The 24684-nt window shown below is 47.3% G+C and carries 22 protein-coding genes and 1 other RNA gene; 17 read left to right on the plus strand and 6 right to left on the minus strand.

Annotation, left to right across the window (positions count from 1 at the left end; all coding sequences use genetic code 11):
* Positions 1-202: 202 nt before the first annotated feature.
* The 4 genes from ACYQ2N_RS12180 (at position 203) to ssrA (ending at position 2788) form a co-directional block, all read left to right on the plus strand.
* A complete protein-coding gene (locus ACYQ2N_RS12180) occupies positions 203-1111 on the plus strand; it encodes an alpha/beta hydrolase (RefSeq protein WP_459999509.1) in 909 nt (302 codons plus the stop codon).
* A 63-nt stretch (positions 1112-1174) separates the two neighbouring features.
* Positions 1175-1729, plus strand: a complete 555-nt coding sequence (locus ACYQ2N_RS12185) for an HD domain-containing protein (protein ID WP_459999510.1) — start codon at positions 1175-1177, stop codon at positions 1727-1729.
* Positions 1730-1838: 109 nt separating this feature from the next.
* Positions 1839-2309 carry an SsrA-binding protein SmpB gene (smpB, locus tag ACYQ2N_RS12190; protein WP_459999511.1) on the plus strand — a complete coding sequence of 157 codons (471 nt, stop codon included), beginning with the start codon at positions 1839-1841 and terminating at the stop codon, positions 2307-2309.
* 127 nt (positions 2310-2436) lie between these two features.
* Positions 2437-2788: a transfer-messenger RNA gene (ssrA, locus tag ACYQ2N_RS12195) on the plus strand.
* Positions 2789-3052: 264 nt separating this feature from the next.
* On the opposite strand, the gene ACYQ2N_RS12200 is transcribed toward ssrA, so the two are convergent.
* From ACYQ2N_RS12200 to ACYQ2N_RS12225, 6 genes are all read right to left on the minus strand, one after another.
* Entirely contained in the window at positions 3053-3508 is a 456-nt protein-coding gene (locus ACYQ2N_RS12200; protein ID WP_459999513.1) for a hypothetical protein, read from the minus strand.
* 228 nt (positions 3509-3736) lie between these two features.
* Positions 3737-3928 carry a hypothetical protein gene (locus tag ACYQ2N_RS12205; protein WP_459999515.1) on the minus strand — a complete coding sequence of 64 codons (192 nt, stop codon included), beginning with the start codon at positions 3926-3928 and terminating at the stop codon, positions 3737-3739.
* Positions 3929-4234: 306 nt separating this feature from the next.
* Positions 4235-8224: a type I restriction endonuclease subunit R gene (locus tag ACYQ2N_RS12210; protein ID WP_459999517.1), complete on the minus strand. Its 3990-nt coding sequence runs from the start codon at positions 8222-8224 to the stop codon at positions 4235-4237.
* 11 nt (positions 8225-8235) lie between these two features.
* The gene (locus ACYQ2N_RS12215; protein ID WP_459999518.1) at positions 8236-9426 is read right to left on the minus strand and encodes a restriction endonuclease subunit S; all 1191 of its coding nucleotides are present in this window, start codon (positions 9424-9426) and stop codon (positions 8236-8238) included.
* Positions 9419-12172 (minus strand): type I restriction-modification system subunit M, encoded by a 2754-nt coding sequence (locus ACYQ2N_RS12220; protein WP_459999520.1) that lies wholly within the window; start codon positions 12170-12172, stop codon positions 9419-9421. The genes ACYQ2N_RS12215 and ACYQ2N_RS12220 overlap by 8 nt, the downstream gene beginning before the upstream one ends.
* Positions 12169-12507, minus strand: coding sequence for a helix-turn-helix domain-containing protein (locus ACYQ2N_RS12225; protein ID WP_459999521.1), 339 nt, complete (start codon positions 12505-12507; stop codon positions 12169-12171). Before ACYQ2N_RS12225 ends, ACYQ2N_RS12220 begins: the two co-directional genes overlap by 4 nt.
* 290 nt (positions 12508-12797) lie before the next feature.
* On the opposite strand from ACYQ2N_RS12225, the gene ACYQ2N_RS12230 reads away from it, so the two are divergent.
* From ACYQ2N_RS12230 to ACYQ2N_RS12290, 13 genes are all read left to right on the plus strand, one after another.
* Positions 12798-13553, plus strand: a complete 756-nt coding sequence (locus ACYQ2N_RS12230) for a hypothetical protein (RefSeq protein WP_459999522.1) — start codon at positions 12798-12800, stop codon at positions 13551-13553.
* Positions 13554-13904: 351 nt separating this feature from the next.
* Complete coding sequence (locus ACYQ2N_RS12235; RefSeq protein ID WP_459999523.1) at positions 13905-14387, plus strand: sigma factor-like helix-turn-helix DNA-binding protein; 483 nt, start codon at positions 13905-13907, stop codon at positions 14385-14387.
* 80 nt (positions 14388-14467) lie between these two features.
* Complete coding sequence (locus ACYQ2N_RS12240; RefSeq protein ID WP_459999524.1) at positions 14468-14680, plus strand: hypothetical protein; 213 nt, start codon at positions 14468-14470, stop codon at positions 14678-14680.
* The gene (locus ACYQ2N_RS12245) at positions 14655-14972 is read left to right on the plus strand and encodes an rRNA biogenesis protein rrp5 (RefSeq protein WP_459999525.1); all 318 of its coding nucleotides are present in this window, start codon (positions 14655-14657) and stop codon (positions 14970-14972) included. The genes ACYQ2N_RS12240 and ACYQ2N_RS12245 overlap by 26 nt, the downstream gene beginning before the upstream one ends.
* Positions 14969-16105, plus strand: coding sequence for a DUF2800 domain-containing protein (locus ACYQ2N_RS12250; RefSeq protein ID WP_459999526.1), 1137 nt, complete (start codon positions 14969-14971; stop codon positions 16103-16105). Before ACYQ2N_RS12245 ends, ACYQ2N_RS12250 begins: the two co-directional genes overlap by 4 nt.
* A gap of 1 nt (position 16106) precedes the next feature.
* Positions 16107-16688 carry a DUF2815 family protein gene (locus tag ACYQ2N_RS12255; RefSeq protein ID WP_459999528.1) on the plus strand — a complete coding sequence of 194 codons (582 nt, stop codon included), beginning with the start codon at positions 16107-16109 and terminating at the stop codon, positions 16686-16688.
* A 66-nt stretch (positions 16689-16754) separates the two neighbouring features.
* A complete protein-coding gene (locus tag ACYQ2N_RS12260; RefSeq protein ID WP_459999530.1) occupies positions 16755-18722 on the plus strand; it encodes a DNA polymerase in 1968 nt (655 codons plus the stop codon).
* Between the two features lie 96 nt (positions 18723-18818).
* On the plus strand, positions 18819-19643 hold the full coding sequence (locus tag ACYQ2N_RS12265; RefSeq protein ID WP_459999531.1) for a phage antirepressor: 825 nt from the start codon (positions 18819-18821) through the stop codon (positions 19641-19643).
* The gene (locus tag ACYQ2N_RS12270; protein WP_459999532.1) at positions 19630-20046 is read left to right on the plus strand and encodes a DUF7768 domain-containing protein; all 417 of its coding nucleotides are present in this window, start codon (positions 19630-19632) and stop codon (positions 20044-20046) included. Before ACYQ2N_RS12265 ends, ACYQ2N_RS12270 begins: the two co-directional genes overlap by 14 nt.
* Positions 20043-22406 (plus strand): virulence-associated E family protein, encoded by a 2364-nt coding sequence (locus tag ACYQ2N_RS12275; protein ID WP_459999533.1) that lies wholly within the window; start codon positions 20043-20045, stop codon positions 22404-22406. Before ACYQ2N_RS12270 ends, ACYQ2N_RS12275 begins: the two co-directional genes overlap by 4 nt.
* A 195-nt stretch (positions 22407-22601) precedes the next feature.
* Positions 22602-22883, plus strand: a complete 282-nt coding sequence (locus ACYQ2N_RS12280; RefSeq protein ID WP_459999535.1) for a VRR-NUC domain-containing protein — start codon at positions 22602-22604, stop codon at positions 22881-22883.
* The gene (locus ACYQ2N_RS12285) at positions 22864-24219 is read left to right on the plus strand and encodes an SNF2-related protein (protein ID WP_459999537.1); all 1356 of its coding nucleotides are present in this window, start codon (positions 22864-22866) and stop codon (positions 24217-24219) included. The genes ACYQ2N_RS12280 and ACYQ2N_RS12285 overlap by 20 nt, the downstream gene beginning before the upstream one ends.
* Positions 24216-24671, plus strand: a complete 456-nt coding sequence (locus ACYQ2N_RS12290; RefSeq protein ID WP_459999539.1) for a hypothetical protein — start codon at positions 24216-24218, stop codon at positions 24669-24671. The genes ACYQ2N_RS12285 and ACYQ2N_RS12290 overlap by 4 nt, the downstream gene beginning before the upstream one ends.
* Positions 24672-24684 lie beyond the last annotated feature (13 nt).

A 24684-nucleotide genomic window follows, 5' to 3' on the forward strand; every position in this document is an offset into this window, starting at 1 on the left:
TTAGTTGAACTTATCCAGGGGCTTAGTGCCGCTTATCTTAGACTTAAGAAGCGGAAGTCTTAGCGGCACTTAGCCATCGGATAAAATTAGTTAGAGGTAGGTAAGCTCTGCTTGCACAGCGGGAGCACTAGCGAGAAAAAATCGGCTTATGTATTTTAGAGCCCGATGCAAGAGTAGAAACTTCTTGCTTCGGGCTTCATACATGTTAATGTTGGGAATTCATTATTGTACCAGCGGAATGGGGGGCTGCAGCCTGAAGATAACAAAGAAAATGGTTGAACCTTTCTATTTCCCCGGGGGCGCTACAGGCTGTCTCCTGCTTCATGGTTTTACAGGGTCGCCCTCGGAAATGAGGCTACTCGGTGAATTCTTAAAAGAGAAGGGTTGGACCATACTCGGGCCTAAGCTCTCGGGACATGGCAGCACCCCCGAAGAGCTTTCCGGCACAGGCTGGGAGGACTGGCTCCGGGATGCGGAAACCGGAATTTTACGCCTGCGTGAGGTCTGTGACCGGGTTATCGCTGTCGGCTTGTCCATGGGCGGACTCCTGGCCTTGAATCTAGCCAGCAGGGGGTTAGTCGATGGGGTAATCTCCATGAATGCACCGATGATCCTGCAGGACTGGCGGGCCAAGTTCGCCCTTCTCTATCAGCCGTTCAAAAAATATGTTGACAAACCCCCTAAGCAATTATCCTCCCTCCAGACCGGGTCGCGTGCATCAAGCGCGAATGCGGATGACGGAGCAGCACAGACTCACTTAGCATATTCTGCAAATTCTGAACTGAGAATCTCAGGCTCGAACTCCGAACTTGAACGGTTTGTATACGAGCGGGTGCCGGTTACAGCGCTTACCTCCCTGAATCGCGGAATTCGTCAGACGCGCCAGGGACTTAAAGCAATCAGTTGCCCAGCCTTGTTAATGCAGAGCGTTACTGATGAAACCGTGCAGCCGCAAAGCGTGGAGCTTATCGCCTCAGAGATAGCCCGCGGTTATGGCAAGCCTCCGATAATTTACTGGAAAAAATCCGGTCACATTCTCACGCTTGGGCCGGAAAGAGAACAAATAGCCGCTGAGGTTGCCCGCTTCATCGAAAGCATTGAGCCTATTTAAGAATAATACCTCTTAAGTAAATGCCAGTGCGAAAAAATCTGCCAGACGGAAAGGATGATAATGATGCTTACCAGAGAGGAAGCTTATACTGTGCTCAAGAAATACATTACCAATAAAAATTTACTGAAACACATGCTGGCAACGGAAGTGGTCATGGTCCGCTTAGCCAAACATTTTGACCAAAACCCGGACGTCTGGGGTTTGGCCGGTCTTCTGCATGACATCGACTATGACGAGACGAAAGACCGCCCTGACATTCATTCAGTCAGAGGGGCTGAAATGCTGGCTGAGCTGGATTTGCCGGATGAGATTGCCTATGCGGTCAAAGTGCATAATGACCGCCACGGTTTGCCGCGTCTGTCTCTGCTTGATAAAGCCCTGTATGCCACTGACCCTTTAACAGGGCTAATTGTAGCCGGAGTTTTAATCAGGCCGGAAAAAAAGCTCTCTGCCATTGACGTGCCTTTCTTGCGCAAACGCTTTGACGAGAAATCCTTTGCCCGGGGGGCAAACCGCGAGCAGATCTTAGCCTGCAGCGAATTGGGACTGACGCTGGAAGAGTTTTTGGGCTTCGGGCTTGAGGCGATGCAGGGGATTTCGACAGAGCTGGAACTGTGAACCAACTTTGTACGCGAATTGTAGTAGTAAAGGTAGTAGACATTCACATGTAGCAGTAATCATAGGATTTGTGATATACTATAATCCCAGTACGAAAGGGGGGCTGAATGTGGCATCCGAAGGGATTAAGGTATTAGCTGAAAACCGTAAGGCTTTCCATGACTACTTTGTGGAAGACAGGCTTGAATCCGGGATTATCCTCACCGGCACCGAGATCAAATCAATTCGTGCCGGGCGGGTCAATCTCAAGGATAGTTATGCCCGCATTGAAAACGGGGAAGTATGGCTGCATCAGATGCACATCAGTCCCTATGAGGCGGGCAACCGCTTTAACCACGAACCTTTGCGCAAGCGCAAACTGCTCCTAAACCGCAAGGAAATCGACAAACTCTGGGGCAAGCTTCAACTGCAGGGCTTAACCTTGGTACCTTTAAAAATTTATCTTAAACATGGGTTGGCGAAAATTGAACTTGGGATTTGCCGCGGCAAAAAATTATACGACAAGCGGGAAGATATGGCTGAGCGCGATGCCAAGCGTGAAATCGAAAGGCACCTGCGCGAGCGCAATAAAAATTATTAGATATAATCGACTGTTGAACGGCAATAGGGAAAACATGCCTAAAGTGGGTAATTCAAGTCAAAGATATAACAAGTACCGCTATTATTTTGCGCTAAAAATGTTATACTATAAATACCAAATTAAATATGGGGGCGTTTTAGACTCGCTCGGGGAAGCGATGGCAAAAGTTGCGCGTCGAGATTCCACCTGGTCTCGTTAAACGGTGGACCTCAATAGTTAACGAAGATAATTTCGCTTTAGCTGCTTAATTGCCGCTAACATCCTGCCTTCTGCGCCTGCGGTGAAGGGCCAGGGTGTCAAATTAGCAGGCCTGCTCTAAGAACAATGCTCGGAGTTCTTAGCTAAGATTATCGAGCTAGCCTTTGCGGAATCCCGCCTTTAGGAGTCCAATAAGGCGAATTTGAAATTAAAGGCTACACGCGTAGACGCTTTTGTGGTTGCTCTTCGATACAGGGGTGCAATTCCCCTCGCCTCCACCAAATCTATTACTAGAAATTGATAAAAAGAACATAATAAAAAGTGATTTAATTTTGCCCAAAGAGGCTTGAAACAAGCGGTTCCTGAGGTTTTCGGGGGTCGTTTGTTTCGATTTTTTATAAGCCTATATGAGTATTTTATAGCAAACCTCGAATTTGAAGTGGAAATCGCCGGAAATAATCGTTTAAAAATAGGTAGGGGTGTGCATTTTCAGGCAAATCGTTTGATATTAGGCATAAAAGTTGAATATTAGAAATCCTTATTCTTTAAAACGTGTTTCCGTGGATGCAGCACGTTGAGACAGTCGTTTTGATAGAGCGGAAGTAGCTTGGTATCAGCGTTTTGGGAGATTTGGGCTTAATTTGATAGTGTGTTTTATGTTCCCTTGGACGCTTGCAGGCCGGGTGGTTGTCGCCGTTCCTGCGGGGGCATTCTTTGAAAGTGCCGTTCGCCTGCAGGATCATGCAACGGCCATCACGTTGTGCGGGTAGCTGGGAGTTGATCCGGTCGTTGAACTGGGTTTTGGCGACGGACTCGAATTCCGTGGGGACAGCCTTGAGCAGAGCCTTGAAAAATCTGCCCGCCATCGGCACCGTGACGATGTTTCCCTTGCTGGTGCAGTTGGCTTCGACGTCATCTTCATCATAGGGGGTCAGTACCAGGACCTCGCCCGGCACGAGGGGCTTGCCGTTGTAATTATGGGTTCTTTCTACTTTTGCCATCTTTTGACCTCATATCGCTTTCCGCGAAACGGGGTACATGGATGACAAAGCTGTTCAGTTGCTTCCTGACTATCAAGAACGTCCTCCGTTTCGCTGATAGCCAGTTCCTCTGTAAAACTGGATATGGTTTATGGGTGGCTCGCCCGGCTGCTACAGAGCATCCTTGATCAGGGGATGCGCAGTCGAAGCGAGGTGCGGTTTAACGTCATGCGCCGGACATATGGAAAATCAGCGATCGGAATACTTCAGCAGCAAATCGCTGTAGACCGCCTCGTAATGGCTGGGACAAAGATCATCAGGGCATGTTGCGTCATACATCAAAAATGAAGATTCTACAACAGATTCATCAAATATCTCGCAAACAGCATTCGCCATATATTCAATGTCTTCAATCGAAACTCTCCAAGCCTTGTTCGCCATCATGTGTTCCTCCTATGCAAAAAAGTTCTGTAATCGATTACGGACCAATTATCGCACAGTTTCTTTTTCTGCCCTTTGACAATTGTTCAATGAACCATCGACCGGAGGTGCGCACGTTCTTTACAGATATCCGATTACAACGTGGGCAATCAGGCAAAAAAACTCGCGACAATTCTTGCGCGAGTATTCATGGGACATATCAGGTGAGAAGCAACTGATATTTTTCGTTGAATAAAGTTTAATAAAGAAATTTTGGGCGCAAAAAAAGAGGCCAGATTTTACTCTGACCTCTCAATGGAGCGTGTATTATTTCTTCCTCATTGGCTGCGGCGGCTGTTTTATTAGTTCATCCATCCCTTCGGCTTTCAGATCTTCATATACATCGTCATAATCTGACGCCCACCTTAGGGTAAGCAACTGAATATATGTCATATTCGATTCCGGCGGCTTATCCATTCTGAATATAATGTTCGCAAGCTCAAGCATGGCACTGCTTACAGGGAAAGGGATGTGGATTCCTAGACAAGCAGAAACCACATTCACCGTTGTGAGGCTCTGTCCACCCCACATCTTACTTATAGTATTATTGTCGAGACCGGTTGTTGATCTCAGCAGGTTGACACTATAGTTGCAGATGCGTTTGCTCATTAATTCCTTAAGTGCGGGGCCGAACTCCATTTCTTGAATGGCTTCAAGCATTCTTTTCGCCATTTCATTCACAAGTCCGTACTTTGTCAGGATATCTTCATTAATATAATCTGAGTACCTGAACTCCTTGTCGGCAACACTAGCCGGAAGCTTCAAATAGTGGAGATTTCCTTTATCATCCTCAATAAATTGCAGGAAGCATTCTTCTTCATGATCCTTTGCGTATGCAGTCAGACGCATTTTGCCGGTCTCTTCCTGACGCTCGACATACTTTGGATCATCAAGGCAAACCTTCTGTTCCACATATGCGAAGCAGCCGGTTTCCATCATACACGCCAGTGCCTTACTGGAAGAATGCCACTGGCGGAGTTTCTTCTTGTCTACGGTAGTTTTGATATAGATCTCTGCGGGCTCGGAATCGTCCTCTTCAACAACAACAGTATCTGCTGTATCTTCTGTATCTTCAGCTGAGGGATTCTCTGCCTGTTTAGGGTTCGGATGCTCTTCACTGGGGATATTGGAATACGGATCCATTCCTCCGCTCAGCACAAACTCTTTCAGGTAATTATTGATATACATTTTGAGCCTGTACTGCTTATAGTTTTGCTGTTCGTTGGCGCGGAAGAACCGCTCCGCCTTTTGCAATTCAACAGAATTAAGCAACTCATCGAATCGCCCGAATTCCTTATAATTGTCTTCGGTAACCTTGCGATCAAGAAAATCCCGGAGCTTATCTTCACTGCACCCAAGGCGTCTGACAATCCTGGCAATTCTTGCGTCTTCAGCCTTCTTCATGTAGCTGGAAATATAATCACGGAAAGTCTTATCTGGATCTATAACTATATTGCCCGCCCGGACGTCGCGAATAAATACATTCGCATATTTCTGCTCGTCCTGAGACAGCATGGCAAAGGACTTGTGCAGCTCCTTCAGGGTCTTATCGATACTCTCCTGATCGGCTTCCCCCTTTTGAATGAGCTTGAGGAATTTGTCAAACCGGGAGTTCATGTAAGCTGCATCTATCGCATCCGTGTTGATTTCGACTATGTGCGTATCAATCTCAAACGGCGGGTCAACTACCGAACCGCCTCCGCCGACTGATGATAGCTCCTTATAACGCTGAACAAGCGTCAGATAGGTCAGCTCATCAATCAGCAGTGTTATATAGGTTTCGGAACCATCTGCTTCAATAACCGAATATACCGTTTTACTCCAGCTGAATCCCTGGACGGAAGCGGCCTCCATACGAAGATTAAAGTGCTTGAAAAGCTTGGCGAATTTTGCCCGCTCGGACTTTTCGTCCGGGAGCTTTTCAAAATTGGCAATGCCCGCATTCGTAAATAGTTCCTCTATCTCTTTATAGAAATAGTTCATGCTGTTGATATTGCTTGGCAGCTTATCAACGAACAAGCCGGTGGGAATATCGCCGGAGTAAGCCTTGACCGCCTCTTTGATATTACGCTCCATCGTATGCGGATAGCGATAGTATTTTATGATGCCGAAGCGCTTCTCGTCTCCAAACAGACGGTTGGTGCGGGAGAAAGCTTGAATCAAGTTCTCGTATTCCATGACCTTGTCAAGATATAGCGTATTGATCCACTTTGAATCGTAGCCCGTCAGCATCTGATTGACAACAATCAGGATATTGATCTGCTTGTCCTTCGAAACTCTGTTATAGGGCTTTTTATGGGCAAGCCTCAGTTGCACATCCTCCCGGAACTCATCATAGGACGGTATCGTAAAGGAAGGCCCAAACACCGCTTCATAATCGTCCAGAATTTCAACAATGCCGTCTTCCTTTTCGAGAGAACCACCTCCTTCGTTATCTATATTCGGGTCAAAAATGGCGGTAATTCTCAGTTCGGGAGCCATAGTCTTCAAAAGTCGATAGTACTTCACGGCTTCCGGAATGCTGCAGGTGGCAAAGATCGCATGGAACAGTCCGCCTCTGCTCAGAGTCGGCCAGTGCTTTATAATATCAGTAAGAACGGCCTTCTGATGCTCCTCGCGTTCATACTGCGATTTCGGCACATAGTCTTCGATGCCTTTTATATATTTCTTTCCGTGCTGTTCTCCGACCATTTTCACCTGAGTCGGATCCATGAACTTAAAATAGACGGCTTCTTTTTTCTTATTTCCGATAACCTCTTTGACACTGGAAGCCTTGGCTTTCATAAGGGCAACCTGCTGCCGCAAGTCATCATCCGGATATGTGAGAACCATATATGGGTCAAACCCCAGCACGTTCTTATCCCGGATGCCGTCAGCAAGGGTGTATCGGTGCAGTTCGTCACCGAAAACGGAAGCAGTCGTATTGTCCTTTTTCTTGTTGACATCCTGAATCGGCGTCCCGGTAAAGCCGAAGATAATGCTGTGAACGAATGTCTTCTTGATATTGGACAGCATCTCTCCAAAGGTAGAGCGGTGCGCCTCATCAATGATAATGACGATTCTCTTTGCGACGATCTTATCTATGTCAGCCGCCTTGATGCCTTCCGCATCTCTTGTTACGCCGCTCAGCTTCTGAATCGATGTGACAATAAGCGTATCTGCATGAGAGTCGCTTTTGAGCTTGGAAATCAGAATGTCCGTGTCTGCGGTATCCTGGATTTCTTCACCCACACTGGCAAAGGCGTTATAATCATCAAAAGACTGCTTGCCCAGTGCCTTTCTGTCCACAAGGAAGATCACTTTTTCGGCATCATGGGCGCTGGCAATAAGCTGCGCGGATTTAAAGCTGGTGAGTGTTTTTCCGGAACCTGTGGTATGCCAGATATGCCCGCCCAGGATATTGGTATCGCTCCAGTCCTTATTGGTGACCTTGTCCGCAATGCCGGTGGCGGCGTAATACTGATAGCTTCTCATGACTTTGAGGGTGTCATCCTTGTTATCAGGAATCGTATAGAAGCCAATCAGCGTATGTGCCATCGGGATATTGAGCAGCCTTTTTACGACTTCTTCCCAGTTGTTGATCAGCTCATTGTCAAAATCCGCCCAATGGAAATAGAATGCCTTATTGAAGGTTCCGTCCGGACCTGGATTGGCGAAATAAACCGTTTCCTCCGGTTCCATTGCCACAAACACCTGCACCAGAGAAAACAGCCCGGTAAACACGCCCTCGTGAGCATATTTTTCAATCTGGTTGTATGCGTTGCTGACGGGGATGCCGCTTTTCTTCAATTCCACATGAATCACAGGCATGCCATTGATCATCAGTGTTAAATCTCCGCGCCGATCGTTCAGCCGAGGGCCCGTTTTGAACTGGGGCTGCTGTACGATTTGATACCGACTTTCACCATAGGCGATTTCTTTGCGGTCGTAAATCTTCAAACTGACTTCTTTGCCGAAGTGTGCCTTGTCATCCGGGTTATCCCGCTTGATGGATACGCTTCTGCCGTTGATGAAGTCATTCAGACGGACGGGAGTGCGCAGCCGGGTAATCTGCTCCAATATCTGCTGCATCTCGCCGTCTGTCAGAGGGCACTCGTTCAATATGTCCTGATGGCGGTTGTTGTTGAATAGAATATTCGCCCAGTTCTGAATCAGCTGTTCCTCTGTGGGGTAATGGAGGACTTTTGATTCCCAGCCGCATTCGATGAGCTGCTTTATGACAGCTTCCTCAAATACTTTTTCCTCTTCGTATACCATAGCGAGTCCTCCTAAATAAACATTTCATCAAGACAGGCGGACTTGATTTGCTTCAGCTTTTGTACTTTTACAGCGTAGAGATTAATCAGATTGTTGACGGAATCCAGCAATCCCGCAATCTGCTGCTGTTCTTCAATTTTGGGAATACGCATCTTGTACTCCAGCATTTGCGAAATGTTCAGTACCCTGTTTCTTCCTGCACCACCGGGAGAGGACAAGAACAGGTGATGCTTGAACCGTTCGTCAAGGATGACATATTTCAAAAAGCCGTCATCAATTGACTCAGTCATGGAAAACTGCGGGAATCTGTGCGATACCAGCTTTCCGGCATCTTTTTCATCAGTAATTGCCACCGCGTGCTCCCAGCCGAAGGTGATATTAACGATGAACTTGTGGGCAGCAACCCGAAGCATCTGAGCCGTTTCCAGCTCCTGACCGGCTTGTACATAGTCGTGGAAGGTGCCTTTCCCATGACTGCGGATGCCAAGGCGTATGTAACCATCACGAGGTGTTTCGACCGGGTCGGAATACGGAAAAACAATATCACCAAGTTTGACTTCCTCCCAGTTCCCAGAAAACCCAAATCGAATCTGTGGAATTTCGGAACCGTAATACGGAAATAGCCTGCCAAGCATGGACTTTTTCACATTCATCATCTGCTCGTACTTGAGTTGATGAAGAGTGATAAGATTGTCAATGTCTGTCAAATATTCTGCAATTTTTGTTTGTTCATCCTTTTGGGGGTGGTAAAAACTCATCGTTAAGAATTCATCATAACTTATACTTCTTCCGTCTCGAATCCCGTAAGTAACGGTTGCCAATCGCCTGATAAAGTCTTTGGAATTGAATATATATTTCCAGAAAATATCATTGTGATTTTCTGGTTCGATAAAGCCAAAAACCGTGTATGCAGGCGATGTTATACCCTCAATAGAGGAATGAGCGAACCCACCTTGAAAAGAACGGAGATGAATAACAAATTGCCCTGGGGCGACTCTTTTGTAGCCGTCTTCATTTTTCTTATCATGGAAAATTTTAATGCCATTTTCATCTCTTTTAATCATTCCACGATCTTGTGTTGCAGACAACACAGGTAGCTCAGGATGACCTTTATCTGCTGTCGAAACAAAAATACCTTTTGCCTTACGCTGTTCCCATTTGTCAGTGAACTCGTTGAACCGAATTTTAGGAGTATCATTCATTTTCTGCTCCTCCTATCAGCTTTTGAAGCTCACGTAGACCTTCCATGTCAAAGTCATTCCCAGAGAGGAGATTGACATAGTTCGATATGGTTACTTCGGTTCCTGATATTTTGTCACCGACCTCGGCAAAAGTGATTTTGTACTTCTCCGCCAGATGTTCAAGCGCGGCAACGAGAGCAACAATCAAATTGTGCGGCAGTGCGCTGATACCATCGCAGACAGGCGTGATCCACTTTTCCTCAAGAATCATCAGTGCGGTTTCGAGATTCATCTGCTCAATAGTGGTTTTAGTCTTTTCGTGAAGTGCCGCCCGTGCGTCTCTCAGCTCTTTTTTGAGTCTGGCTTCGGTTTCCATAGTATCCACTACGCGCATGATCTTAGCCTCAAATGACTCTGTCGGAAAGACATACTGCCTTTTCAGTATCGTGATGCGGGCACTAATCACTGACTTGCTGTACAGGCCGTTGGTTCCGGGCTTCATGTCCGACCAGTTCACAGCCTTGCAGTCAGAGGAATATGCCAGCTTTTCGGATTTCTTATTAAAAGTAAGATATTTCTTCAAGGCGTTGATTTCCTCGGATTCAATGTCTTCAAGGATTTCATCGGCTTTCGCCCGCACTTCCTTCGTGACAAAGCTGCTGTTGCTGTCATCGGTGATATTGCTGTCTTTTTCGTCCTCGGAAAGCGAATCAAGGATTTCATCGTAAACGGAAGCGACAGAAGCCAGTTCTCTTTCCAGCTCCTTGATTGCCGCAAGATCCTCCGGCAGCAGAAGTTTCTGAACAAGCTCGAATGGCAGAATATGCCCGACCCAGCCATCCTGAACCTCGATGTCCTTTCCGTCCTTCTGTTTTGTCACCATATTAGGATCAACTGCCGTCAGAGCTCCGTCACCCTCGGTCTGAAGCATTTCAAGATCAACAGAAATCTGTTTCCAGCTGTTATCCAACACTTGATATGCCTCATACTTGTCGATTGCCTTGATAACGGCAAGGCGGGAGAAAATATCATCTGTGATAATTTCTTCTTCCTTTGTTGGAGAGGCTTCTTTATACCGCTTAATCAGTCTGCCGACAAGATATTCTCGGAAATCAGTGAATGCCGTATTATAGGCAGAACAATAAGTAGCCGTGACAGGATGTGCCACGACGTACTCTTTTATATCCTCGCATACAAACTCCACATAGTCTGAAGAGAGCGGCTTGAACATTGCCTCTCTCAGCCCCGGCAGTGCGTCCCAATACAGCATGAGTTCGTCAAGTTCGCTGTTGGGGATGCCGCCGAACATAATGGAGTGAATATCCCACTTTTCCTGTGGCGTGAAGGAATCTATATAGCGGGGCAAATTGAGATTATATTCATTCCTGCGGATAGTCTCTTTGTCAACGCGGACAGAGTAGCCTGGAATCTCCAGCCGTCCGCGGACCGTGTCCGCAATTCTCTTTATATCTGAGGCGCGGAGAGTGTTACTCTTCCCGGACTTCTCAAATCCCTTGGAAGCGTCAACAATCAGAATGTTGTTGTTCTCCCGGTGACGCTTGAGAACCATGATGATCGTGGCAATGTTTGTTCCAAAGAAAATGTTGGCGGGCAGTCCAATAATTGCATCTATATTGTTTTTCTCAATCAGGTTCTTGCGGATTTCGCCTTCCTCGTTGCCACGGAACAACACGCCATGGGGAAGAACAATAGTCATAATGCCATCATCTTCAAGATGGTAAAGTTCATGGAGCAGAAAGGCATAGTCTGCCTTTCCTTTCGGCGCCACACCATAATCGGAAAATCTGGGGTCAAACTTTTTGCCCTTTGTATCCCATTTCTGCGAGTAAGGAGGATTAGAAACTACGGCATCTACTCTTACAAGCTGATATTTTTCCGTTTCATTTTCCTCGAAAAATGGCCAGTCTTCCTCCAAAGTATCGCCGTTTCTGACATAGATATTTCCAGGTTCTATGCCGCGCATAACAAGGTTCATCCTCGTTAGGTTGTAAGTGTTTTCCTTTAGCTCCTGCGCATAGTAGTTGATCTTATTCTCTCCGGTAATATATTTGGACGCAGCAGCGCCGATATTGATGAGCAAGGAACCTGAACCTGACGTGGGATCGTAAATACGAATTTCGCTTCTGCCTTTCAGATGGTCAGCCACTATTTCAGACATCAACACTGAAACCTCGTGCGGTGTATAGAATTCACCAGCCTTTTTTCCGGCATTAGCAGCAAACATACTGATCAGGTATTCGTAGATGAAGCCAAGCACATCGTAGTCCTGCTTACCATCCATCGGTATTTTTTTGATCAACTGCAACAGTCCGCTGATGGATTTGGTTTGTGCAGCCGCGCTCTCACCGAGTTTGGACAAACCGGTCTGAAGGGTGTTAAAAATCTTTTCAAACACCTTTTTGTGGGTAGGGCTGATGAGCCTATCAAAAGCAGACAATGCCTTTCTGACATCGGATACGTCAAAATCATCGCCTTTTGCAATCCAAGTGGAAAACAGATTCTCATATGAAATAAAATATCCAATGGCATCTTTCGTATAATTAACGAACTGCGCATCAGATTCATCCATGTGAGTAATATCTTCTTGAGACATACCCTGTCCCTCGAAAAAATGCAGTTCCTTCTCGGAAAGATATTTATAAAAAATGAAGCCAAGAATGAAGTCCTTGTACTCGTTAGCTTCTATTTTGGAACGCATTTGATTTGCGGATTCCCATATAGTAGCAGCCAATTGCTGTTTGTTCATAATTTGCCTACCTCGCTTTGCTCCGTAATAGTTTCTTCTGCGGCCGCGCCACTTTTTGCCCAAATATCAAGCTCCGAATACTTGAACCTCCATGACCTACCAATCTTCACAGCAGGAATTCCGTTTTTCTTTTTAATCCAGTCTCGAATGGTAGCTGGTTTGACGCCAAAATAGTCGGCAGCTTCATCGACATTGATCCAGCGTTCTTGAATGTTTTCTTTCACGTAATCTACCTCACTCATGAAGTGTTGCTTTTCGTCTTCCATGCGTTTGTTAGTGAGAAATATCATGAGGGCGCAATATTGTTGCAATCCTGGCTGGCGCGTTGTCAGCATAGAAATACCCATAATTATGCATTTTATCGCATTTTGTCGCAGTTTACAAGTGTTTTTGCGTGTTTTCATCGGTTTAGGCATGCACAATTATAATTGTGCATGCCTAAAGGATTATCTCCGGGATACAGCTTACCTGTAGCCTTCAAAAATATCATCTGAGCCGAAAATGATGAAAAAATAGCTATGAATAACTATGATGAGTACCAATATAGCCGAGTTACCCAGATATTGAAGAGCGAACGCGTAGAACATCTGATAACAATGTTAATTCAGATGTTGAAACAGTAATTGTGGAAGACGAGCAAGACGATAATTCAGAAAAAATTGTAACCCGCTCGGTGAAGAGCAAAACGTTGCGAAAATGGCACTCTTCGAGTAAAGCATTGGCGCGTATGATGGAAACTGGCTGTTTTGCTTACTTGGAAGAAAAGGTATGTTTGTATGATGACAAATATATAGAAAAAGATTCTGAAGGTAAAATGAATCTTACTACCTATGCCAAAGAACATGAAGAAGAATGTTTTCTTCAGTTCATTACGGATGAAAATGGCAATTTGCACTATGTTAAGCTTCCGGGGCGTCTTGCAGATAAGACATTCAACTATGCGGATGAAATTACGGAAGATATTCTGAAAAAATATGGCCTTGTTAATGAGATTTCAACACAGATGCTTGATGCAATTCATGGCCTTGAATTTGGTTCTGCTCTTAAAAAATTAATGAGCAAGAGAATTTGTAATTATAGTGTAAGGTTATTAAGAGATACTACAGGACTGGATAACAATACGATAAATAAGATGCAAAAAAGTGAAAGCATGACAGAGGTTAATGTAGTTTCTTCTTGTTTAGGAATACATTTACCGTTTCCTGTAAGTCAGAGGATGCTCGAACTTGCAAGAATTGTTTTTAGGCTGGATATGCCTCCTGCATCAAATCAAACATATGTTCAATTATTAACATTAAGATGGGCATCAGATTACAGTGAAATATATGATGATTTAAAGGAACAAGGATTAGAAAATCTTATAAAGTGTCCGCCAATTTAATATAAAAATGTAGATATTTAAGGAATAGATCAGATTGAAAAATCCGGTCTATTTTTTTTGTTGAAATTTTCTCAACAGAAACATTCATGTAAATGTAATGTAGTTCCGTCAAAAACAAGAATTAGCTTATTTTATATGGAGTCGACCTGTTGAACTTTTTTCAACGGGCAAAAAGAACGTCACGAGTATGATGTATCTATAACAAAAAATTCATATGGACCTGACTCTTTAGTAAGCATTAAAAACTAATTGTAAAAAAGTGGACAAGCCTAACAGCTCCCGTTTTAAAAAAACGGCGAGTTTTTAGGCGGATTGTTATGCCCTTTTCTCGCATGAGAAAGGGGCTTATTAATGCCAACTAATGACAATCAACAGCCAAAAAAATCAATATCAATCAACTACAAAGACGCCGATGGCAAAATTCTCGAACTTGAAGTGTCCGAAGAAGTCGGTACCTTCTACTTGGAGTCAATTGAAGCAGAAAAAAAGAATGACCGTAAGAATTCTCGAATCGACCGCCATACTTCGCTTGAAAAAGTTGAGAGGTATCTTTTTCAGGACGCTGATGGACATGCAGTTCTTGTTTTTAACAGGCCAGATCAGCCAAAACATGTGTTTAATCATGAAGCAAAGTTTGAATCACAGATTACTGGCGATGAGAGTATTTCCCATCTCTTGTCATGCTTAAATGAACGCCAGCAGTACTTAATTCAAAAATGCTGTATTCAGGGCTGGTCTTATACAGAGCTCGCTAAACTTGAGGGGAAAGATGAATCGGCCATTCGCGGTGCCGTAAAACGTGCGAAGAATAAGCTCAAAAAAATCCTGTCATAGGCCGTCCGATTCGGGCCATTCTCCTGGCTTACTTCAGAAGGACAAACAAAACCAGCCTTCAGAAAGACAAGGTGATTTACATGAGGCAAACACTCAAAATCAGTGTTTCAAGAGAACCGCCGGGCGGAGGTATTGTCGGTTGCAGGCATATCGCCATACGAGAGCGATTGGTTCGCTTCCTTCTTGGTGACCAGCGAAGGCTGACGATCATCGTTCCTGGTGACAGCGTGAAAAAGCTGTCCATCGTTGAGGAGGGAGGTGAAAATGGTGAGCAAAATCAAGTTGTTACTTGAAGTGGTTGAGGGAATGCGTTCACTAGCGGACAGCATCCAAGCGGCAGCGGAGGCGATGGCGGGCAACGAACCTGCAGAACCTGCACCGCAGAACCTCTCGGTCGCAGAACCAATACCCGCGGTTAAAGCAGTTTCACTTGAGCAGGTACGAGCCCTTCTGGCAGAAAAGAGCCAAGCAGGGTTTACCGCAGAGGTGCGTGGGCTTTTGGAAAAGTACGGCGCACCAAAACTAAGCCAAATAGACCCGACGAATTATGCGGCGTTGCTGGCAGATGCGGAGGGTCTTAAATGAACGGAGAAAAGCGACATGCCTTGCTCTCCGCTTCCGGTGCCCATCGCTGGATGAACTGCACCCCCTCGGCACAGCTGGAGCGGAAGTTTCAGGATAGCAGCGGTGTAGCAGCCGCAGAAGGTACTGCCGCACATGCTCTCGCTGAACACAAGCTACGCAAGGCGCTGAAAATGCGTTCGAAGAAACCAGTCTCTCAGTACGACTCCGACGAGATGGACGGCTACACAGAAGGCTACGTGGAGTTCGTAACGGAGCAGATTGCTCAGGTAAAGAAAATTTGTGGCGACCCGCAGGTGCTTATTGAGCAGCGGCTGGACTTCTCTAAATACGTGCCGGACGGATTCGGTACGGGTGATTGCGTGATTATTGCAGACGGGGGACTCCACATTATCGACTTCAAGTACGGTCAAGGCATCCTTGTCAGTGCGGAGGACAATCCGCAGATGAAGCTGTATGCTCTAGGTGCCCTGGAGCTTTTCGATGGCATTTACGACATCAACACGGTGTCCATGACCATCTACCAGCCACGCCGTGACAACGTCAGTACCTACATTGTGTTTAAAGAATCACTGTACCAGTGGGCTGAAGAAGTGCTTAAGCCCACGGCAGCGCTTGCCTTCGATGGCAACGGCCAATACAAGCCTGGCGAGTGGTGCCAGTTCTGCCGTGCGGCGGTAAAGTGCCGTGCGCGGGCAGAGGAAAAGTTGAACCTGGCTCGGTTCGAATTCACCTTGCCGCCATTACTCACCGACGAGGATATTGAAGAAATCCTCTCTAAGCTGGATGACCTGACATCATGGGCGAACGACATCAAATCTTATGTCCTAGAAGCTGCCGTAAATCACGGCAAACACTGGAACGGCTTTAAACTGGTCGAGGGTCGCTCTAACAGAAAGTACAGGGACGAAGAAGCCATCGCAGAGGTAGCAAGAGCAGCTGGTTACCGCGACATCTATAGACAAACCCTGATCACACTCACCGAGATGGAAAAGTTGATGGGTAAAACCCAATTTAATGAAATTCTCGGTGATCTTATCGAAAAGCCGCCAGGAAAACCGGCGCTGGTCCCCATAACCGACAAACGCCCGGAAATCAATACATCCGCAAAACACGATTTTAAGGAGGAAATGTAACATGTCAAACACAGCAAACAGAGTAAACACTGGGGCAAAAGTTAGCCCTACAAAGGTCGTCACAGGCGTTGTACGTTTGTCTTACGCCAACGTTTGGGAGCCAAAGAGCATCAACGGAGGCGCAGAAAAGTTCAGTGTCAGCTTAATTATTCCCAAGAGCGACAAAAAGACCATAGCTGCCATCAATGCTGCAGTAGATGCTGCCATTGAGGAAGGGCGTGGTAAGTTCGGCGGCAAAATTCCGAACCGAGCTGCCCTCAAACTCCCGCTACGTGACGGCGATATTGACCGCCCGGATGATGAAGCCTATGCGGACAGTTACTTCATAAATGCTAACAGTAACTCCGCACCGGAGATTGTGGACAAAGCCCTCAATCCAATCATGAGCCGTTCGGAGGTCTACTCGGGTGTCTATGCAAGGGTTAGTGTTAACTTCTATGCTTTCAATTCCAACGGCAATCGAGGTATTGCCTGTGGATTAGGCAATATCCAAAAAATGGAAGATGGTGAACCGCTTGGTGGCAGGACCAGTGCTGCCGATGATTTTACATCAGATTATGATAACGAAGATTTTCTGGAATAACGGCAAAATTAACCATAAGAAGGGGCGGCTGAGTGATTTGCCGTCCTTTTCCGCTTTGGAGGGAATATGAAAACACTATCAATCGATATTGAGACGTATTCAAGCGCCGATCTTGCCAAATGTGGTGTATACAAATACTCGGAGTCCCCAGACTTCGACATTCTCCTATTCGGCTACTCTATTGATGGTAGCGAGGGAATGGTCATCGACCTTGCCTGTGGCGAAACCCTGCCGGAGGAGATTATCAAAGCATTAATGGATGAGCATGTAGTGAAATGGGCCTTCAACGCTCAGTTTGAGCGGGTCTGCCTTTCTCGCTGGGTTAAACGAATGGGCATTACTCCGGATCAGGGTAATCCTGAGAACCCATTTCTCAATCCTTCATCATGGCGCTGCTCCATGGTCTGGTCGGCTTACATGGGTCTGCCGCTCTCGCTGGAAGGTGCGGGCATGGTGCTGGGGCTTGAAAAGCAAAAGTTGAAAGAGGGTAAAGAACTGATCCGCTATTTCTCTATGCCCTGTAAACCTTCAAAGACTAACGGCGGGCGTGAGCGTAACCTGCCTCCAGATGCTTCAGATAAGTGGGAACAGTACAAGGCCTATAACGCCAGAGATGTAGAGACTGAACTTGAGATCCAGGCTAAACTCCGCAGGTTTCCCGTACCGGATTTTGAGTGGCAGAACTATATCCTCGATCAGGAAATCAACGACCGAGGTATCAGGCTAGACATGGAACTGGTTAAGGAAGCCATCCGCTTTGATAACCGGGCAAAACACGAACTGATCCAAACAATGCATCAGATTACTACTCTTGAGAACCCCAACTCGGTCGCCCAGATGAAGGAATGGCTCTCGGAACAGGGCCTGGAAACCGACACGCTCGGAAAAGCAACGGTAAAAGAACTTCTAAAGACTGCACCAGAGCCACTGGGAAAGGTGCTGGAACTACGGCAGTCACTGGCTAAAAGCAGTGTTAAGAAATACGCGGCAATGCAGAATGCAGTCTGCTCCGATAGTAGGGTTCGAGGGCTTTTGCAGTTTTATGGTGCGAACCGCACCGGTCGCTGGGCTGGGAGACTTGTGCAGGTGCAAAATTTACCCCAGAACCATCTGCCCGATTTAGATCAAGCAAGGCAGATTATAAAATCTGGTGACTACGAGATATTGGAAATCCTCTACGATGCCGTGCCAGATGTGCTGTCGGAACTTATTCGGACCGCCTTTATACCGAAACCCGGTCATCAATTCATTGTCGCTGATTTTTCGGCGATTGAAGCCCGTGTTATTGCTTGGCTTGCTGGGGAGACCTGGCGAAACGAGGTGTTTGCCACCCACGGCCGGATCTATGAAGCATCGGCCAGTCAAATGTTTCACGTGCCTATTGAGGAGATCACCAAAGGCAGTCCCCTGCGGCAAAAAGGCAAGATTGCTGAGCTCGCCCTTGGTTATGGCGGGTCGGTCGGTGCGCTGAAAGCTATGGGCGCGCTTGATATGGGTATCGCTGAAGAGGAACTTCAGCCACTGGTTAATGCTTGGAGAACTGCCAATCCCAACATCGTCCGGTTTTGGTGGGACGTAGACAGAGCTGCCATGACGGCTGTCCGGGAGCGTACTATCACAGATACCCACGGGATCCGCTTTGAGTGCAAAAGCGGGATGCTGTTCGTGAGGTTGCCTTCAGGTAGATGCCTCTCTTATGTAAAGCCCAAAATAGGTCAAAACCGATTCGGCAACGATGCGGTAACTTACGAAGGTGTGGGTGCAACAAAGAAGTGGGAACGTATTGAGACCTATGGTCCGAAGCTGGTGGAAAACATTGTCCAGGCTATTTCCCGCGACATTCTTTGTCATGCACTTCAGATGTTTCAGAACTCGGAAATTGTCATGCATATCCATGACGAAATTGTGATCGAAGCAGACAAACAAATGTCACTGGAAGATCTCTGTGAGCAAATGAGCAAGGTCCCACCTTGGGCAAAAGGACTTTTATTACGTGCCGATGGCTTTTTGTGCCGATTTTATAAAAAAGATTGAGGAAAATTTTATAGACCGTCCGAAACTATCCTTTCTCCTGGCTTAAAGCGAAGGTCAAATAAAAATCTTCGCGCCTTCAGAAAGGACGGTTCTTTTATGAATGATTTACAGGTTTTCTCCTACGAGGGGAAAGAGGTCAGGACAATCCAGAGGGACGGCGAGACTTGGTGGGTTGCAAAAGACGTATGTGATGTGTTTGGTGAGACCAACCGCAACCGTGCTATGCAAGCTCTCGAAGAGGATGAAAAGGGGTATACACAAATGAGTACCCCTGGCGGAACCCAGCAAGTTGCCGTAGTAAACGAACCGGGTTTGTATGCCCTGCTCTTTGCCATGCAGCCAACCAAGGCGCGTGGCGTAAGTGATGAGTACATCACCGACAGGGAACGAAAACTCAAAAACTTTAAACGCTGGGTAACCCACGAAGTTCTGCCATCTATTCGACGGCACGGGGCATACATCACCTCTGACAAACTGGAAGAAATCATGAACGACCCCGATGCCTGGATTAAGGTTCTGACGGCTCTTAAGGAAGAGCGCCAGGCAAAAGAACGACTCCAGCTTCAAGCTGTCGAGGACAGGCCCAAAGTGGTCTTTGCCGATGCGGTATCAGTATCGGATGGCACAATCCTCATTGGTGAGCTTGCCAAAATCCTGAAAGGCAACGGCGTCGAGATTGGACAGAATCGTCTGTTTGAGCGGCTGCGACAAGACGGTTTCCTGATCAAACGCAAGGGTACTGACTACAATGCACCAACCCAAAAAGCCATGGAACTAGGACTGTTCAAGGTCAAAGAAACAGCCATCACACATTCAGACGGTCACGTCACCATTTCCAAGACTACCAAGGTTACAGGCAAAGGCCAGCAGTATTTCGTCAATTACTTCTTAAGCGGAGGTAGCGGCAATGGACAGGTTTAATGCTGAACACTACCCTGATCCCACGGCCGCCGATGCACTGGCTGCCGTGGCTCGCGAAGAAAAAGCAAAGGCGCGAAAACCCTGCGTGTTCATCTGCTCTCCATTTTCGGGGGATATCGCGGGAAACACGATGAGAGCCATTCGGTACATGCGGTTTGCGATTGTGAGTGGCGCGATTCCCTTCGCGCCCCACCTGCTTTACCCCCAAGTGCTGGACGAAGACGATCCTTCCGAGCGTGAGCTCGGATTGTTCTTCGGGATGGTCTGGCTCGGCAAGTGCGATGAGTTATGGGTATTTGGCCGCCATATTTCAAATGGTATGGAGCGGGAAATCGCTAAGGCAAAGAAACGCGGCATTCCCATCCGCCGTTTCAGCGATGTCTGTGAGGAGGTTTTCGAGTGAAGATAGCCATTGGTAACAGCCGCATGGATAAAAAATGGAAGAACAAGGATATCGCATGGCAGGCCTTCAAAGACACGGTACGAACCACAAAGCGTACGACTGAGACGGTGTTAGAGTATCGCAAGATGACAAAGGCGCGCCAGGATTCCATCAAGGATATCGGCGGATTCGTGGGCGGGGCATTACGGGAAGGCAAGCGCAGAAACGGTAATGTACTTTGCCGATCCATGCTCACGTTGGACATGGATTATGCGACGCCTGATACCTGGGAGCAGATTGACTCCCTCTACGATTGGGCCTGCTGCCTGTATTCCACCCACAAGCATACACCGGAGGCTCCACGTCTTCGACTGGTTATCCCACTAGCCCGCGAGGTTAGTGAGGATGAGTATCCGGCACTGGGACGTATGGTGGCCAAAGAAATCGGTATTGACATGTTTGACGATACCACCTATGAACCGTCCCGCCTGATGTACTGGCCGTCCACATCATCGGACGGGGAATTCGTGTTTCAAGAAAAGGATGGAATTCTACTGGATCCCGATATCTACCTTTCAAAGTACGCTGACTGGCGGGACACTTCCATGTGGCCAACCTCGAAACGGCAATCGGAAGTCATCCAGCATAGTATCAAGCAGCAAAAGGACCCGCTCGAGAAAAGTGGTGTGGTCGGTGTCTTCTGCAGGGCTTACACAATTGAGGACGCCATCCTAGTGTTTTTGTCCGATGTCTACGAACCCTCTGCGACGGAGGGCCGGTTTGACTATATCCCTGCCGACTCCAGTGCTGGTGTCGTAATCTACGGAGGTAAGTTTGCTTATTCACACCACGCCACGGATCCGGTCTACGGGAAGCTGCTGAACGCTTTTGATTTGGTGCGGCTTCATAAATATCCTGATCTCGATGAAAAGTCATCGTTCAAAGCGATGTCCGAATTTGCGGTTAAAGATGCGCGGGTAAAGGCGCAGTTTGCCCAGGAACGAAAAGTCCAGATTGAAGAGGAGTTTTCAGATGACGAGGACTGGCAAGGCCGGCTTGAGCTTGAAAAGAACGGCAAGATCAAGGATACCCTTTCCAATATTTCCACCATTCTGCGGTTTGATCCGGCGCTGCAGACAATCGTATTCAACCAGTTTAAAAACTTGATCGAAGTGGTAGGCGAACTACCGTGGCCGCAAGTTAAGCCAGGTTGGAGCGATACCGACTTGGCTTGTGCCAAGCTGTATTTTGAGCGCACCTATGGGATTTGGTCACCGACCAAGTTCAAAGACGCGCTTCTTGGCGTGGTTTCAGTAGAGCGGCTCTATCATCCGGTCAAGGAATACCTCGGTTCTCTCCAATGGGACGGGATCGAACGGCTCGACACGCTGCTCATTGACTATCTGGGCGCAGAGGAAACTCCCTATGTCCGTGCGGTCACACGGAAAACGCTGGTGGCTGCGGTTGCCCGCATTTACAGACCCGGCATAAAGTTTGACTCCATCCTCGTCCTAAACGGCTCTCAAGGCATCGGCAAATCCACGCTATTTGCTAGGCTGGGCGGTCAGTGGTACTCTGACTCACTCTCCATCTCTGATATGAAGGATAAGACCGCACCAGAGAAGCTGCAGGGCTACTGGATACTGGAGCTTGGCGAACTGGCGGGCATCAAGAAGATGGACGTGGAGACGGTGAAGTCGTTCATCACACGAACCGATGATAAGTATCGCCAGTCTTATGGCGTGTCGGTGGAAAGCCACCCGCGCTCCTGCATTATTGTTGGCACCACTAACTCTGACGGTGGGTTCCTCCGGGATATTACCGGCAATCGCCGGTTCTGGCCGGTGCGTGTCATAGGTCATGGCAAATATCATGCGTGGGAGCTCACCGAGGTCGACCAGATCTGGGCCGAGGCCGTAGAACGCTATAAGGTTGGTGAGGAGCTTTTCCTCAAAGGGGCTTTGGCTGAAGAAGCGGTCTCGCAGCAGCGGGATGCTATGGAAAGCGACGATCGCGAAGGTTTGGTGGATGAGTATCTTGACGCTTTACTTCCTGAAGACTGGGACAAGATGGACCTTTATCAGCGACGCAATTTCCTGTCCGGCAGCGAGTTCGGCGGTGAAACCCGAGTCGGAACGGAGCGCCGGCAACAGGTTTGCGTTATGGAAATCTGGTGTGAGTGCTTTGGCAAAAGCCGTGAAACTATCAAAAAGGGCGATTCTTATGAAATTGAGAGTATCTTGGGCAAGATCGGTGGCTGGGTAAAATTCACGGGCAACAAGACTGGCAAAAAGCATGTACCGCTTTATGGCCCTCAGCGTGTATTCGTTCGCTCTGAAAGTGAGGTGCAGGCATATGCCGATGATGCCCATAACGAGTAAAGCACACAAGGTGGGCAAAGTCGCGAGCCCTTTATTCAGCAGGCTTCTTACCGTGCTTGTTCCCATTGTGCCGATAACTCATCTATTCAATGTTGTAGTTATTAGTAATAAGGAAGTAATAGGCACGTATATGCGCGTATACGCGCGTAATAGTTTAAAACGCTTGGGCATGAACATCGGCACAAGGAGGTTCTTATGCGCGAGAAATTGACTGAACAGAAACTTGTCCGGGCAGTCAAAGCAGCCGGTGGAATCGCCGTGAAGTTTGTATCGCCTGGTTACGATGGAATGCCTGATCGCATTGTGTTGCTTCCTGGAGGGAAGATGGCGTTTGTTGAGGTTAAAGCGATGGGATGTAAACCACGCCCATTGCAGATCAGTAGGCATGTGATGCTTCGGAGACTGGGTTTTTTGGTATATGTCATGGATGATGAAGAGCAGATTGGAGGGATACTCGATGAAATACGAACCACATGAATATCAGGTTTTTGCCACAGAGTATATCCTCCAGAATCCTGTTGCTGCAATCCTCCTTGATATGGGTCTTGGCAAGTCGGTGATAACACTGACGGCCATCTTTGACCTGACACTGGACAGTTTTCTTGTCCGTAAGGTTTTAGTCATAGCTCCGTTGCGAGTAGCCCGGGATACTTGGCCTGCTGAAATCGAGAAATGGGATCATCTGTATGGCCTGAAATACACCGTTGCTGTCGGGAATGAAAAAGAGCGGAAGTCTGCGATGATGCAAAAAGCTCAGGTTTATCTTATCAACCGTGAAAACGTGGAATGGCTGGTCACAAAAAGCGGGCTTCCTTTTGACTTCGATATGGTTGTGGTCGATGAATTGTCGTCCTTTAAGTCTCATCAGGCCAAGCGATTTAGGAGTCTTCTAAAAGTGCGGCCCGGTGTGAAGCGAATTGTGGGGCTTACGGGAACGCCCTCAAGTAATGGCCTTATGGATCTGTGGGCCGAATTCAGACTTCTAGACATGGGTCAGAGGCTTGGACGGTTTATCGGAAACTTCCGCTCCACCTACTTTGTTCCCGACAAACGAAATGCCCAGGTGGTGTTTTCGTATAAGCCAAAACCCGGTGCCGAGGAAGCTATCTACCGCCTGATTTCGGATATCACGATTTCCATGAAAGGCAGTGATTATCTAAAATTGCCGGAACCGGTGATAAATGAAGTCTCTGTTCGGATGTCGGCGTCCGAGGAGAAGCACTACCAGACCATGAAGGATGAGATGGTGCTGTCCTTAAAAGGTAAGGAAATCGATGCCGCCAATGCGGCTGCCCTTTCCGGGAAACTGCTGCAGATGGCCAATGGCGCGGTCTATGACGAAAGCCGTGGAGTAGCCCATTTACATGACCGCAAGCTGGACGCCCTGGAGGATCTGATTGAGGCTGCCAACGGAAAACCGGTTCTGATCGCCTACTGGTTCAAACATGACCTCGAGCGAATACTCGAGCGGTTTCCTGCAAAACAGCTGGATTCGACGGAGAGCATCCACCTATGGAATGCTGGTGAAATTCCCATTGCTGTGATTCACCCTGCTTCGGCGGGTCACGGCCTGAACCTGCAGGCAGGCGGCTCAACCCTCGTTTGGTTTTCACTGACCTGGAGCCTGGAACTCTACCAGCAGACTAACGCTCGGCTTTGGAGGCAAGGCCAAAAAGACACGGTAGTTATTCACCACATCATCGCAAAGAATACCATCGATGAGAGCGTGATGCGAGCATTGAATAAAAAAGACAAAACTCAGTCCGCTTTGATTGAAGCGGTCAAGGCGAATCTCAAGGAGGGGATTGTATGAATATTGTTTGGCAGTATTTAGATAAAAAGGTGGCAACGATCAATGCTCTAAAGGATTATGGCAGCATGCAATATATCATCAACAATACAGATAAAGATATTGCTACCCTCCATGACCGCTTAGAGAGTGTACGAAGTTCTGTATCTGACGGAATGCCAAAGCTACGTAATCCAAAGGCGGGGGAAGATAAAGTCGTGGCCTGTATTGATGAAATTGATGTACTCAAGGAACGTTATCGACAGGCGCTGGAATATATGGACTGGTTTCAGCCTGCCTGGGACGCACTTACAGACGAAGAGCGTTTAATACTTCAGGAGTTTTTCCTAACCGACAATACAAAAACAGCAGTTGTTTTGAAACTCAGTGAAAAGTTGTTCATCGAGCGCTCGCAGGTGTATTACCGGAAAGACAAGGCGGTGGACCGATTGGCATTGCTGCTATACGGAAAATAAGACCGCGGTTGTC

The sequence above is a fragment of the Paradesulfitobacterium aromaticivorans genome, from assembly GCF_054657415.1.

Bases quoted from the DNA above. Each gene is read 5' to 3' on its own strand.
- ACYQ2N_RS12180 (WP_459999509.1), top strand. From the start codon at position 203: ATGTTAATGTTGGGAATTCATTATTGTACCAGCGGAATGGGGGGCTGC.
- ACYQ2N_RS12185 (WP_459999510.1), top strand. From the start codon at position 1,175: ATGCTTACCAGAGAGGAAGCTTATACTGTGCTCAAGAAATACATTACC.
- ACYQ2N_RS12200 (WP_459999513.1), bottom strand. From the start codon at position 3,508: ATGGCAAAAGTAGAAAGAACCCATAATTACAACGGCAAGCCCCTCGTG.
- ACYQ2N_RS12205 (WP_459999515.1), bottom strand. From the start codon at position 3,928: ATGGCGAACAAGGCTTGGAGAGTTTCGATTGAAGACATTGAATATATG.
- ACYQ2N_RS12210 (WP_459999517.1), bottom strand. From the start codon at position 8,224: ATGGTATACGAAGAGGAAAAAGTATTTGAGGAAGCTGTCATAAAGCAG.
- ACYQ2N_RS12215 (WP_459999518.1), bottom strand. From the start codon at position 9,426: ATGAATGATACTCCTAAAATTCGGTTCAACGAGTTCACTGACAAATGG.
- ACYQ2N_RS12220 (WP_459999520.1), bottom strand. From the start codon at position 12,172: ATGAACAAACAGCAATTGGCTGCTACTATATGGGAATCCGCAAATCAA.
- ACYQ2N_RS12225 (WP_459999521.1), bottom strand. From the start codon at position 12,507: ATGCTGACAACGCGCCAGCCAGGATTGCAACAATATTGCGCCCTCATG.
- ACYQ2N_RS12235 (WP_459999523.1), top strand. From the start codon at position 13,905: ATGCCAACTAATGACAATCAACAGCCAAAAAAATCAATATCAATCAAC.
- ACYQ2N_RS12240 (WP_459999524.1), top strand. From the start codon at position 14,468: ATGAGGCAAACACTCAAAATCAGTGTTTCAAGAGAACCGCCGGGCGGA.
- ACYQ2N_RS12250 (WP_459999526.1), top strand. From the start codon at position 14,969: ATGAACGGAGAAAAGCGACATGCCTTGCTCTCCGCTTCCGGTGCCCAT.
- ACYQ2N_RS12255 (WP_459999528.1), top strand. From the start codon at position 16,107: ATGTCAAACACAGCAAACAGAGTAAACACTGGGGCAAAAGTTAGCCCT.
- ACYQ2N_RS12260 (WP_459999530.1), top strand. From the start codon at position 16,755: ATGAAAACACTATCAATCGATATTGAGACGTATTCAAGCGCCGATCTT.
- ACYQ2N_RS12265 (WP_459999531.1), top strand. From the start codon at position 18,819: ATGAATGATTTACAGGTTTTCTCCTACGAGGGGAAAGAGGTCAGGACA.
- ACYQ2N_RS12270 (WP_459999532.1), top strand. From the start codon at position 19,630: ATGGACAGGTTTAATGCTGAACACTACCCTGATCCCACGGCCGCCGAT.
- ACYQ2N_RS12280 (WP_459999535.1), top strand. From the start codon at position 22,602: ATGCGCGAGAAATTGACTGAACAGAAACTTGTCCGGGCAGTCAAAGCA.
- ACYQ2N_RS12285 (WP_459999537.1), top strand. From the start codon at position 22,864: ATGAAATACGAACCACATGAATATCAGGTTTTTGCCACAGAGTATATC.
- ACYQ2N_RS12290 (WP_459999539.1), top strand. From the start codon at position 24,216: ATGAATATTGTTTGGCAGTATTTAGATAAAAAGGTGGCAACGATCAAT.